The 13,281-nt window shown below is 43.4% G+C and carries 11 protein-coding genes and 2 tRNA genes; 3 read left to right on the plus strand and 10 right to left on the minus strand.

Translation table 11 applies throughout. The features are described 5' to 3' along the window. Positions 1-78: 78 nt before the first annotated feature. On the minus strand, positions 79-1,554 hold the full coding sequence (gene ilvC / locus KDJ85_RS18475; protein WP_225820890.1) for a ketol-acid reductoisomerase: 1,476 nt from the start codon (positions 1,552-1,554) through the stop codon (positions 79-81). A 177-nt stretch (positions 1,555-1,731) separates the two neighbouring features. On the opposite strand from ilvC, the gene ilvY reads away from it, so the two are divergent. Continuing rightward, positions 1,732-2,628 (plus strand): HTH-type transcriptional activator IlvY, encoded by an 897-nt coding sequence (ilvY, locus tag KDJ85_RS18480; RefSeq protein ID WP_225820891.1) that lies wholly within the window; start codon positions 1,732-1,734, stop codon positions 2,626-2,628. On the opposite strand, the gene ilvA is transcribed toward ilvY, so the two are convergent. The 6 genes from ilvA to ilvL form a co-directional block, all read right to left on the minus strand. Beyond that, a complete protein-coding gene (gene ilvA / locus KDJ85_RS18485; RefSeq protein ID WP_225820892.1) occupies positions 2,620-4,194 on the minus strand; it encodes a threonine ammonia-lyase, biosynthetic in 1,575 nt (524 codons plus the stop codon). The genes ilvY and ilvA overlap by 9 nt on opposite strands. A gap of 1 nt (position 4,195) precedes the next feature. Continuing rightward, on the minus strand, positions 4,196-6,046 hold the full coding sequence (ilvD, locus tag KDJ85_RS18490; RefSeq protein ID WP_225820893.1) for a dihydroxy-acid dehydratase: 1,851 nt from the start codon (positions 6,044-6,046) through the stop codon (positions 4,196-4,198). 68 nt (positions 6,047-6,114) lie between these two features. After that, positions 6,115-7,041 (minus strand): branched-chain amino acid transaminase, encoded by a 927-nt coding sequence (locus KDJ85_RS18495; RefSeq protein WP_219244983.1) that lies wholly within the window; start codon positions 7,039-7,041, stop codon positions 6,115-6,117. 11 nt (positions 7,042-7,052) lie between these two features. After that, positions 7,053-7,322, minus strand: a complete 270-nt coding sequence (gene ilvM / locus KDJ85_RS18500) for an acetolactate synthase 2 small subunit (RefSeq protein ID WP_206083054.1) — start codon at positions 7,320-7,322, stop codon at positions 7,053-7,055. Further along, positions 7,319-8,965 (minus strand): acetolactate synthase 2 catalytic subunit, encoded by a 1,647-nt coding sequence (gene ilvG / locus KDJ85_RS18505; RefSeq protein ID WP_225820894.1) that lies wholly within the window; start codon positions 8,963-8,965, stop codon positions 7,319-7,321. The genes ilvM and ilvG overlap by 4 nt, the downstream gene beginning before the upstream one ends. Before the next feature lie 132 nt (positions 8,966-9,097). After that, positions 9,098-9,199, minus strand: coding sequence for an ilv operon leader peptide (ilvL, locus tag KDJ85_RS18510; protein ID WP_071524553.1), 102 nt, complete (start codon positions 9,197-9,199; stop codon positions 9,098-9,100). Between the two features lie 479 nt (positions 9,200-9,678). Here ilvL and KDJ85_RS18515 point away from each other — a divergent pair, with 479 nt between their 5' ends. After that, on the plus strand, positions 9,679-11,205 hold the full coding sequence (locus KDJ85_RS18515) for a YifB family Mg chelatase-like AAA ATPase (RefSeq protein WP_225820895.1): 1,527 nt from the start codon (positions 9,679-9,681) through the stop codon (positions 11,203-11,205). Positions 11,206-11,280: 75 nt separating this feature from the next. On the opposite strand, the gene KDJ85_RS18520 is transcribed toward KDJ85_RS18515, so the two are convergent. Further along, entirely contained in the window at positions 11,281-11,619 is a 339-nt protein-coding gene (locus KDJ85_RS18520) for a MaoP family protein (protein WP_206083048.1), read from the minus strand. A 112-nt stretch (positions 11,620-11,731) separates the two neighbouring features. Here KDJ85_RS18520 and hdfR point away from each other — a divergent pair, with 112 nt between their 5' ends. Next, complete coding sequence (gene hdfR, locus KDJ85_RS18525; RefSeq protein WP_225820896.1) at positions 11,732-12,577, plus strand: HTH-type transcriptional regulator HdfR; 846 nt, start codon at positions 11,732-11,734, stop codon at positions 12,575-12,577. Between the two features lie 497 nt (positions 12,578-13,074). Here hdfR and KDJ85_RS18530 read toward each other — a convergent pair. Together KDJ85_RS18530 and KDJ85_RS18535 are read right to left on the minus strand one after the other, a co-directional pair. Continuing rightward, a tRNA-Trp gene (locus KDJ85_RS18530) sits at positions 13,075-13,150 on the minus strand. 8 nt (positions 13,151-13,158) lie between these two features. Continuing rightward, positions 13,159-13,235: transfer RNA gene (locus KDJ85_RS18535), tRNA-Asp, on the minus strand. Between the last annotated feature and the right edge of the window lie 46 nt (positions 13,236-13,281).

Below are 13,281 nucleotides of genomic sequence, written 5' to 3' on the forward strand. Positions count from 1 at the left end.
GGAAGGCGGCAAAAGAGGTTATCCCTGAGGGTAACCGAATGCAGCCAACGCACCTATCACGCGAAGAGTGACGAAAAATTAACTTCCAACTGAAATCTTCTTCATATCCGTCATATAACCCCGTAACGTCTTACCGATTTTCTCGATAGGATGATTACGGATTGCTTCATTGATATCACGTAACTGCGCGTTATCTGTGCCATTATCAGCAACTGGCTTCGCTAAATCGCCCGCTTGTAATTTGGTCATAAAATCTTTCAGCATCGGTACAACCGCAAATGAGAACAGGTAGTTACCATATTCCGCCGTGTCTGAAATAACCACGTTCATTTCATATAAACGCTTACGTGCGATGGTGTTCGCAATCAGTGGCAGTTCATGCAGAGACTCGTAGTATGCTGATTCTTCTAAGATACCCGCTTCTAACATCGTATCGAACGCCAGCTCAACACCCGCTTTAACCATTGCAACTAACAGAACGCCATGGTCAAAATATTCTTGTTCTGCAATTTTGTCTGCATATTCAGGGTAATTTTCGAATGCTGTTTTGCCTGTCTCTTCACGCCATGTCAGCAAGTTTTTATCGTCATTTGCCCAGTCAGCCATCATTGTTGATGAGAACTCACCTGAAATGATGTCATCCATGTGTTTTTGGAACAGTGGTGCCATGATGGTTTTCAGTTGCTCAGATAACGCATATGCACGGACCTTTGCAGAGTTAGATAAACGATCCATCATCAGCGTGATACCACCTTGTTTCAGCGCTTCTGTAATAGTTTCCCAACCAAATTGAATCAATTTACCTGCATAACCTGGTTCAACACCGTCTGCAACCATCTTGTCGTAGCTCAGTAATGCGCCCGCTTGCAACATACCACACAGGATTGTCTGCTCACCCATCAGGTCAGACTTAACTTCAGCAACGAATGACGATTCCAGAACACCTGCACGATGACCACCTGTCGCAGCAGCCCATGCTTTAGCAATCGCCATTCCCTCGCCTTTCGGGTCATTTTCTGGGTGAACAGCAATCAGAGTTGGAACACCGAAACCACGTTTGTATTCTTCACGAACTTCCGTACCTGGGCATTTTGGTGCAACCATCACAACAGTAATGTCTTTACGGATTTCTTCACCCACTTCAACAATATTGAAACCGTGTGAGTAACCCAGAGCTGCACCTTGTTTCATCATAGGCTGAACAGCACGAACAACGGTAGAGTGTTGTTTGTCTGGCGTTAAGTTAACAACTAAGTCTGCCGTTGGGATCAATTCTTCATATGTGCCAACTTTAAAACCATTTTCAGTTGCTTTGCGCCATGAAGCACGTTTTTCACTGATCGCTTCTGCACGTAATGCATAAGCGATATCTAAACCAGAGTCACGCATGTTCAGGCCTTGGTTCAGACCTTGTGCACCACAACCGACGATGACGATTTTTTTCCCTTTCAGATAGCCAGCTTCGTCCGCAAATTCTTCACGTTTCATAAAGCGGCACTTGCCTAACTGAGCTAACTGCTCACGCAAATTCAATGTGTTAAAATAATTCGCCATTGTCATACTCCATTGTTCTGTTGTGTTCATTATGTCAGGTCATTAATTTGCCTGTCGCTTATTTTTAAGCGTTTATGGATTTACTATATGCGATGTTTCGCATTGCTTAAATTGATATATTAACAATACAATGTTGCAATATTCGCAACACGATTAATTACTTTATCAGAGGGCAGAATGGATATTCGTGATCTGAAACTTTTTTTGCATTTAGCGCAGAGCTGCCACTTTGGCCGCACCTCTAAAGCCATGCATGTCAGCCCTTCAACGCTATCTCGTCAAATCCAGCGCCTAGAAGAACAACTGGGTCACCCATTATTTGTTCGTGATAATCGTTCGGTCAAACTCACACAAGCGGGGGAGCACCTAAAACAATTTGCCCAGCAAACTTTGTTGCAATATCAGCAACTGCAGCATGCTCTTAACCAACAAAGCCCGTCTCTCAGTGGTGAGTTGCATCTTTTTTGTTCAGTCACTGCAGCATACAGTCATTTACCACAAGTTTTAGATAAATTCCGTGCTTTGCACCCATTAGTCGAAATAAAGCTCACCACTGGCGATGCCGCGGATGCGGTAGAAAAAGTGGAAACACACGAGGCAGACCTTGGTATTGCAGGCAAACCTGAGCGTTTACCTGACAATGTGCGCTTCACAAAAATTGGTGAAATCCCATTGGTGCTCATTGCGCCATCACTGCCTTGTGCTGTACGTTCGATGGTGAATGAAGCAGAACCTGATTGGTCAACGGTACCGTTTATCCTGCCAGAACATGGCCCATCACGAAAACGTATCGAATTATGGTTTCGCCGCCATCACATCAATAACCCAGTGATTTACGCCACGGTGTCTGGCCATGAAGCGATTGTATCGATGGTAGCCCTTGGTTGTGGTATCGCCTTGATCCCAAGTGTCGTCGTGGATAATAGCCCTGAACCTGTCCGTAGCCGTATCTCACAGCTCGACAATATTTCAATGGTGGAACCCTTCGAACTCGGCGTTTGCCTATTAAGCAAACGCCTAAGTGAGCCACTAATTAAAGCATTTTGGGAGCTACTCCCAGACAACTCAATCTAAGGTTTTTTGACTATCTTGTGGCGCTAGGAAAAAACGAAAAGAAGGATTGCCCGTCTCATCGTGGTACTCATATCCTAGTGCATCAAGGTGCCTATCAAAGCGCACTTCTGGCCCCGCAAGTTCAAATGCCGCCAGCACTCGTCCATAATCCGTGCCATGGCTACGGTAATGAAAAAGCGTAATATTCCAGTGGGTTCCAAGCGTTTCTAAAAATCGCAGTAACGCTCCTGGAGACTCTGGAAATTCAAAGCTATACAGTCTTTCATCTAACGGTTTAGATGGTCGACCGCCAATCATGTAACGTACATGAAGCTTCGCCATTTCATCATCAGATAAATCATCAACATCATAGCCATTGCTTCTGAGTTCTTGGATAATTTCTGCGCGTTCACCATCACGACCACTTAAGCGCACCCCAACGAAAATACAGGCGCAGTCAGGGTCTGCATCCGTATAACGGTAATTAAACTCCGTGATTGCTCGGTGGCCTAATAGCTGGCAAAAGCGTAAGAAACTGCCTTTTTGCTCAGGGATCGTCACCGCCAACAGCGCTTCGCGTTGTTCACCAATCTCACAGCGCTCAGAGACATAACGCAGCCCGTGGAAATTCATGTTCGCACCAGACAAAATATGCGCTAAACGCTCACCTTTGATGTTATGTTGTTGGACATATTTTTTCAGCCCTGCCAGCGCTAAAGCGCCTGATGGTTCTGCAATTGCGCGAACATCTTCAAAAATATCTTTCAATGCTGCACAGATAGAGTCGCTATCCACCGTGATGACATCATCGACATATTGTTGGCACAATCTAAACGTTTCATCACCGATACGTTTAACTGCAACACCTTCCGCAAATAACCCGACACGAGGTAAATCAACGGGGTGACCCGCTTCTAACGCCGCTTTCAAACACGCTGCATCTTCCGCTTCGACACCAATGATTTTAATTTCAGGCATTAACTGTTTGATGATAACCGCCACACCCGCGATTAAACCGCCCCCGCCAACAGGAATGAAAATACGGTCGAGATGCACATCTTGCTGTAATAATTCCAGCGCAATCGTGGCTTGCCCAGCAATTACTGATGGGTGATCAAAAGGTGGGACAAAGGTATACCCCTCTTCTGCCGCCATCGCGATCGCTTTCGCTTTCGCTTCATCAAAGTTTGCACCGTGTAAAATGGCTTCACCACCAAAGCTACGAACTGCATCCACTTTGATATCCGCGGTTGCCACTGGCATAACAATTTTGGCTTTAACACCCACACGGCTTGCCGACAGGGCGACACCTTGAGCATGATTCCCCGCGGATGCCGTCACAACGCCTTTGGCTTTTTGCTCTTCCGTTAACGTGGCAATCATGGCGTAAGCCCCACGTAACTTAAAGCTGTGTACAGGCTGCCTGTCCTCACGTTTAACTAAAATCGTATTGCCTAAACGTGCAGATAATTTATCCATTTGCTGAAGCGGCGTAACTTGAGCCGCTTCATAGACTGGCGCACTGAGCGCCGCCTTTAAATAATCAGCACTTGTCGGTGCTGCGGGTAATGGTTTTGCCGCTGCCACATCAGCCCCCTAATTTTGACTTATCGCGCACAGCGCCTTTGTCTGCACTGGTTGCTAAGGAAGCGTAGGCACGCAGTGCAAAAGACACTTCACGCTGACGGTCACGTGGTGTAAAGGCCTTATCACCACGGGCTAATTCCGCTTCACGGCGCTGGTTAAGCTCACTCTCACTAACATCCAACACCATCGTTCTTTTTGGAATATTGATATCAATAATATCGCCATCTTGAACCAGCGCTAATAAGCCGCCACTGGCTGCTTCTGGCGAAATATGGCCAATAGAAAGACCTGAACTTCCACCCGAGAAACGGCCATCAGTGATAAGCGCGCAGCTTTTACCCAAGCCCATTGATTTCAGGTAGGACGTTGGGTACAACATTTCCTGCATGCCTGGCCCACCTTTTGGCCCTTCATAGCGGATCACTACCACATCACCTTCAACGATTTTACCGCCTAAGATGGATTCAACTGCATCATCTTGACTTTCAAATACTTTTGCAGGGCCACGGAACGTTAAGCTACCCTCATCAACCCCAGCTGTTTTAACGATACAGCCATCTTCCGCAATATTTCCAGACAGTACGGCCAGGCCACCATCCAAGCTATATGCATTCTCAATGTTACGAATACAGCCATTTTCACGGTCGGTGTCCAACGAAGGCCAACGGCAATTTTGTGAGAATGCTTTAGTAGTACGAATACCCGCAGGGCCTGCGGAAAACATAGACTTAACACTTTCGTCTTTCGTCAACATGACGTCATACTGCGCCAATGTTTCTTGGAAAGTCAGCCCTAAAATATTAGTGACATTTTCTTGCAGCAAGCCTGCGCGACTCAGCTCCCCTAAAATACCAATAACCCCACCAGCACGGTGAACATCTTCCATATGGTATTTTTGTGTGCTTGGTGCCACTTTGCATAAGTGCGGAACTTGACGAGACAAACGGTCAATATCTTCCATCGTAAAGTCAACATCGGCCTCTTGTGCTGCGGCCAGCAAGTGAAGAACGGTATTCGTCGAGCCACCCATCGCAATATCAAGGGTCATGGCATTTTCAAACGCCGCTTTATTGGCAATATTACGAGGTAACGCACTTTCATCATCTTTTTCGTAATAGCGTTTCGTTAGCTCGACAATACGTTTACCTGCGTTGATAAATAAGGTCTCACGGTCAGCGTGAGTCGCTAATAACGAGCCATTACCTGGCTGAGATAACCCTAATGCTTCAGTTAAACAGTTCATGGAGTTAGCCGTAAACATACCAGAGCATGAACCACAGGTTGGGCAAGCAGAACGTTCGATTTGTTCGCTATCAGCATCACTTACATTTGGATTAGCCCCCTGAATCATCGCATCGACTAAATCCAATTTAATAATTTGGTCTGAAAGCTTGGTTTTCCCTGCTTCCATCGGACCACCAGAAACAAAAATAACTGGGATATTAAGACGTAATGACGCCATTAACATACCTGGGGTAATTTTATCGCAGTTAGAAATACACACCATAGCGTCCGCACAGTGCGCATTAACCATATATTCGACAGAATCAGCAATTAACTCACGGGAAGGTAAGGAATACAGCATTCCGCCATGCCCCATGGCAATCCCATCATCAACCGCAATTGTATTAAACTCTTTCGCTACGCCGCCTGCGTTTTCAATTTGCTCTGCAACCAGTTTGCCAAGATCGCGTAAATGTACGTGACCAGGCACAAACTGAGTGAATGAGTTAACAACTGCAATAATGGGTTTTCCAAAATCAGCATCGGTCATTCCAGTTGCACGCCACAATGCGCGTGCCCCCGCCATATTACGACCATGTGTTGTTGTTGCTGAACGGTACTTAGGCATATCTTTAACTCCCGTGTTTAAAAACAGGCGGGGAACGTCCGCCTGTAACATCTATTTCAATTTAGTTATTAAGGGTTTACTGGATCTAACCAGCCCCATTTGTCTTCCGTTGTACCATTAAATAAGCCGAAGAATGCTTGTTGAATTTGTTTAGTCACTGGGCCACAACGACCAATACCTACTTGGATACCATCGACGCTGCGTACAGGGGTAATTTCTGCTGCAGTCCCTGTCATAAAGACTTCATCCGCAAGGTAGAGAGATTCACGTGATAGTGTTTGCTCACGGACTTCAATACCCATATCTTTTGCTAAGGTTAAGATCGCATCACGAGTAATGCCTGGTAATGCAGATGATGTGAACGGAGGCGTATATAAAATTCCATCTTTCACTTCAAAGATATTTTCCCCAGCACCTTCAGAGAGATACCCATGAACGTCTAAAGCAATACCTTCTTGATAACCATGACGACGTGCTTCGCTACCCACTAATAAAGATGATAAATAGTTACCACCCGCTTTTGCGCCAGTAGGAATGGTATTCGGTGCAACGCGATTCCACGAAGAAACCATCGCATCAATCCCCTGATCTAGGGCTTCTTCACCTAAATAAGCCCCCCACGGGAAGGCAGCTAAGATGACGTCAGTGTTATAACCATCTGGTGGGTTAACCCCCATACCAACATCACCAATAAAAACTAATGGCCGGATATACGCACTGACTAAGTTGTTTTTGCGTAAAGTCGCACGACACGCTTCCATTAACTCTTCTACGCTATAGCTGACAGGCATACGGTAAATTTTTGCAGAATCGTGCAAACGTTGCATGTGCTCACGGTGGCGGAAAACGACAGGCCCTTTGTGAGAATCATAGCAACGGACGCCTTCAAACACTGATGTACCATAATGCAGAGCATGAGACATAACATGAACCTTTGCATCAGCCCATGGCGTCATTTCACCGTTAAACCAAATAAAGTCAGCTTTCTTAGTCATTTTAATCTTCCTTACATTGCACTTTGTGTGCGTAATAGTCGTGATTCTTGTTGTAGCACTTCAACTTCTGTAATGTCGGAAAGCTTCGTTAACTGAGCGCAAAGCTGGGTTAACGGCCTCTGACTACTTACAGTCAGTTCAATATTAACATTATCGCCATCGGATGATTGTCCCATATTCATGGCATTTATCTTAAATCCACGATGGCGAGTGACCCTTAATATACGCTCTAAAACCTCAGGACGGAAACGGGCCAATATCGAGAGTTGATGTTGCATCATAATGGTTTCTCCATCATTTTTTCATTACTCGCCCCTGGTGGAACCAGTGGCCAGACGTTTTCTAATTCATTAATTGATACCTGTAATAGATAGGCACCTTCGCTATTCAATAATTCATCTAATGCTGCATTTACTTGTGATTTATCCGTAATACGCTGCCCCTTAATGCCAAACGCACTGGCTAAAGCAACAAAATCGGGGTTATCTGTTAATATCGTTTCGCTGTAACGTTGTTCAAAGAACAACTCTTGCCATTGGCGAACCATGCCTAAGCGTTGGTTATCCAATAACAGAATTTTGACGGGTAATTGTTTGCGTTTGATGGTGCCTAATTCTTGAACATTCATCATGAACGAGCCGTCCCCAGACACGCAAACAACAGTATCTTCAGGTCGCGCTACTTGTGCGCCAATAGCCGCGGGAATACCGAAACCCATCGTGCCCAAACCGCTTGATGTTAAGAAGTTTTCAGGGGCATCCACCGTAATATGCTGTGCTGACCACATTTGATGTTGCCCTACATCCGTTGTAACAACCGTGTTTGGTTTCATTTTATCGGACAATTGTTTCAATAAGAGTGGTGCATAAATAGGTTCACCTGGGTGGTCATAACGCCAACCAAATTCTGTTTTCAGTTGCTGAACCTCGGCTTGCCATGGTGCAATGGCTTTTTTCAGCATTAACTTTGGCAATAACACTTTTGCATCACCGTGTAAGGCTACATGGGTTTGGCGCAATTTATCCAATTCAACGTGGTCGATATCGATATGAATGACTTTGGCATTTGGTGCAAAGGTATTTAATTTCCCAGTGACACGATCATCAAAACGTGCTCCGACGGCGATAAGCAAATCACAGCGTTGAACAGAAATATTAGCGGCTTTCGTGCCATGCATGCCTAACATTCCCAAGTAATTTTCATCTGCTGGGTCTACCGCGCCTAATCCTTTTAATGTTGAAACAGAGGGTAAGCCAGTGTAGGCGATAAATTCCCTTAACTCCGCAACCGCACCCGACATCCCTACACCACCACCGATGTATAACATGGGTTTTTCTGATTGTTCCAACAATGTTCTCGCTTGCTGTATCTCAACCTCAGGGGACGACATTTCTTGCTCTACTGGCATTAAGAACGGTGATAGCTCTGCGTGTTGTAGCTGAATATCTTTCGGAATATCAATCAGTACAGGTCCAGGACGCCCACTATTTGCGATTGCGAAAGCTTCAGCAAGAATGCGAGGCAAATCTTCTATCGATTCAACTAAAAAGCTATGTTTTGTACAAGCTAGAGATAAACCTAAAACATCAATTTCCTGAAAAGCATCCGTCCCAATAAATTCAGAAGCCACTTGACCCGTAATGGCGACAACGGGAACGGAATCTAACAAAGCATCCGCTAATCCTGTTATGACGTTTGTTGCACCAGGGCCTGATGTCGCGATACAAACTCCCGTTTTACCCGTTGAGCGTGCATATCCGATTGCCGCAATAACCGCACCTTGTTCATGTCTACACAGTAAATGTTCTACCCCCCCATCATACAATGCATCATAAACTGGCATGATTGCTCCCCCAGGATAGCCAAAAACCGTATCAACCCCCTGAGTTCGCAACGCTTGAACTAACCATTGTGCTCCGTTCATGCTTTTCTCCTGTCTGCCTACTTTTTATCTATTTGTATTTATTATGTTTTGTATGTTTTTTTTGGATTAACAAAATTTGTGTCAAAAAAAACCCCGCGCCTTTCGGTGCGGGGTTCTCGTAAGATCTGGCTGTTATTTTAGCCTTCGTCGTCCAAGTGCAGCCCCGCACGGTGGGATAATAATCACCACCACGCTAATAATAATTAGGCTAACTGCTTGGATAAATGCGTTCATGAGTTTTACTTTTTTAACTTTATTTGTTGTCCTTATTAAAGAGGTATCATTTTAAAATCATTTTGACAACTTTTATTTAGGTTATTTATTATCAAAATATTTATCTTCAACAAATTCATGCAATTAAGCAAAAAACAAAATAATATGCTATAAAAATGATAAGAAAGCAGTAATTACCCATGAATTAGATAGCATAATCAGCGGCATCCCCCATGACCTTTTAATGAAAATGGTTCGATCTCACGTCACCTAATTGATTATTTTTTCTTTAGCGTATCCAATGCTTTATCAAAATACAAAATGACAAAATAAACATCAAGGCTAGATATACCAACACTCCAAAGCGCTCCCCAAAAAAATGAAACAGCTAAGTCACTAAACAAATAAATTATCGAGCGGCTTCGCAAATAGTATTTTTATGCATTAAATGTCAGCTAGTTTTAACAGAATATTACTCTGTTATTTATATCGGAGGTTTTATGGCACTAGCGATTGTTTACACTAGAGCTTCGATAGGCATGGAAGCACCACTTGTCACTGTTGAAGCACATATTAGTAATGGACTTCCAGGGCTAACATTAGTCGGTTTACCCGAAACAGCAGTCAAAGAATCTAGGGATAGAGTCAGGAGCGCGCTACTCAATAGTGGGTTTGAATATCCCGCAAAAAAAATAACGGTAAATTTAGCACCCGCTGATTTACCAAAAGAAAGTGGTCGCTACGACCTTGCTATCGCAATTGCGATACTCGCCTCATCAGGCCAGATCCCACATGATGCGTTAAAAAAACATGAGTTTTTAGGTGAACTGGCACTTTCTGGCGATATTCGTTACGTCAACAGTGCTATTCCTGCAGCACAAGCCGCATTAAAACAACAACGCATATTAATCATTTCAACTAAAAATCGGCATCAATTAAATTTATTACCCAATAACAGCGTTCAGTTTGTAAGTTCACTGCTAGAACTCTGCCATTATTTTAATGAAAACAATGAGCTTGAGTTTAACTGCCAGATAAATCAACCATCCCCATCAGCTAAAAATGAAGATAATATCAACGATATTATTGGCCAAGAACAGGGGAAGCGAGCACTCGAAATTTGTGCTGCAGGAGGGCATCATTTACTCCTTTTAGGGCCTCCTGGAACAGGTAAAACAATGTTAGCTAGCCGGCTCATTACACTATTACCCGCTCTTACGCCTCAGGAAGCACTAGAAGTCGCTTCGCTACATAGTTTAAGTCATGCTACTCAAAGTGCTATAGATTGGCCAATAAGGCCATTTAGAGCTCCTCATCATAGTGCATCAGTGGCAGCGCTAATCGGTGGTGGCTCACTACCTAAACCAGGGGAAATATCACTCGCTCATCATGGTATTTTATTTTTAGATGAATTACCCGAGTTTAGCCGCGCTGTCTTAGATTCATTAAGAGAACCTCTTGAATCAAAAGAAATTAGTATCTCTAGGGCAAAAGCAAAAGTCTGTTACCCTGCCAATTTTCAACTTATTGCCGCACTAAATCCAAGTCCAACAGGGCACTATCAAGGTGCAATGAGCCGTTCCTCACCAATATCTATTCTACGTTACCTTTCCCGCATATCAGGCCCATTCTTGGACCGATTTGACCTTTCCATTGAAATTCCTTTGTTGCCTATAGGTTCACTCAGCGCCCCAAACCCTCAAGGAGAAACTAGCGAGCAAATACAACAGCGCGTCATTGACGCAAGAAATAAACAGTTAGCACGAGCAGGCAAAATCAATTCTTTACTAACATCAAGAGAAGTTACACAGTTTTGCGCTCTCAACTCCAAAGATGCTTTATTCTTAGAACATGCACTAAACAAATTAGGTCTTTCTATCCGGGCTTGGCATAAGATTTTAAAGGTTTCTCGAACTATTGCAGATCTCAAAGAGTGCTCAAATATTGAACGAGTGCATTTATTAGAAGCTCTTGGATACAGAGCAATGGATAAGTTATTGCTTCATTTGCAAAAACAAGTAAGCTGAGGAGAGGAGAAATAAGATATGATCCACCGTACAAAATAAAGGGACCGAAGTCCCTTATCTTATACGATGGTGTTATTAGTCATCTGTATCAGTATAGTCTTCCGATGGATCTATCTGTGGTTTACCGCCAGATAGCGTGTGGAAGCGTTTTGGACGATTAATACGACTAGAGTATTTTACCCAAACTTTTTCTTCTGGAGTAACTGGCTCACGCTCACCGCGGCAAACAGCAACGAAGAGTTTTTCCTCGTCAGTTTGTGCAGCTCGTTTACCGGTATCAAGCTCGTTAAAAGCTTGACCTAGGCGTTCAAGCAACTGAGCTTCTTTAATGGTGAAATCACCATGACGAGAAAAGCCACGTGGGTAATGCTTATTATCAAAAAAACGATTAGTCGTGATGAAGCTATCTGCCATCTGACACACTCCTAACTTATTGCAGTCAAACTCTATATGGCGCGGAGTATTAGACAGCATTGACAATCTGTAAAACAAAACATTTAAATCATCACGACAAAAATAATTGGAGATGTATGTGGACAGCGAGTTATTGAGAACTTTTTTAGAGGTTAGCAAGACTAGGCACTTTGGCAGAGCCGCGGAATCACTCTACTTAACGCAATCTGCTGTCAGCTTTCGTATCCGACAGTTAGAGACTCAACTCGGCACCAGTTTATTCACTCGTCATAGAAATAATATTCGATTAACTGCCGCTGGTGAGCGATTAGTGCCGTATGCTGAATCGTTGATGAACACCTGGTTACAAGCCAAAAAAGAAATTTCCCATGCATCACAGCATACAGAGCTTTCAGTCGGTGCTACCGCTTCTCTGTGGGAAGGCTACCTCACCGACTGGGTGGAAGCGCTTTATACTCAGCATGATGAATTACGATTAGAAGCGCGAGTGTCGACCCGACAGTCTCTCGTAAAACAACTACACTCAAGAGAATTAGATTTACTCATTGCCACTGAGCCGCCAAAAATGGATGAGTTCGAAAGTACGATTATTGGAACTATCGAGCTGCAACTAATGGCTTCACAAAAAAATATTGCTTTGACAAACTATAATTACATAAAACTAGAGTGGGGGGCTGATTTTCATCCAAAAAATGAATCTGCACTAACTCAAGATGATACACCAGTGATGATCACGACATCCGCTCATATTACCCGTCAATTACTTCCTGTATCACTTTCAGCGGCATTTTTACCCGCACATTGGATACATCAATATCCTGCACTGAAAACGCTGTCAGAATCCCCTATAAGTAAGCCACTCTATGCAGTATGGTTACAAAAAAATGATCAACAGGCTCTTATTAATCAATTGATTAAAACACCAATAAAAAATGCGCCGTTGCACGAAACTAATTAAGCAAAATGAATTATTTGCTCATTCTGTTTCTCGATGATGGTATTAAATACCCTAAAACATATTCTATCTGCTTAAGGTGAACTCAAAAGCTATTAAAATAGAGCCTAAGATAGGTTTTTATTGATAAATAAGGGCCTACCAACTCCAATCGCACCCTTACCCTTAATTTAATTTTCTGAATCCTTTTAGCAAAATACATAAGCGCGGATTTCTTTATTCTGATATCGCCCTTTTCCTTGGTATTCAAATATAACAGACCAGAGAGATAAGTAATAATTTAGTGCCATACTAATACGATGGAATAATTTGATTATATATCAATCATTAAGAAGTGATAATCAATAGCATTTTTGTTAGAATTTGAAGAAAGCAAGAGTGGTAATAATAGATAAGGTGCAATAATGAAAAGATGTTCGTAAAATTTAGATAAAGAAAAACCCGATTAATATAACCGGGTTATCAATAGATACTTCTTTTATTATTACTTAATTGGTAACTGGCAGGGGCGGAGAGACTCGAACTCCCAACACCCGGTTTTGGAGACCGGTGCTCTACCAATTGAACTACGCCCCTAAATTAAGTGGCGGAACGGACGGGACTCGAACCCGCGACCCCCTGCGTGACAGGCAGGTATTCTAACCAACTGAACTACCGCTCCACTTATTCTTTCGCCTTTCGGCTGCTTATCATGCTTACACAATAAG

The organism is Providencia vermicola, assembly GCF_020381325.1.
In the GTDB taxonomy this organism is placed as follows: domain Bacteria; phylum Pseudomonadota; class Gammaproteobacteria; order Enterobacterales; family Enterobacteriaceae; genus Providencia; species Providencia vermicola.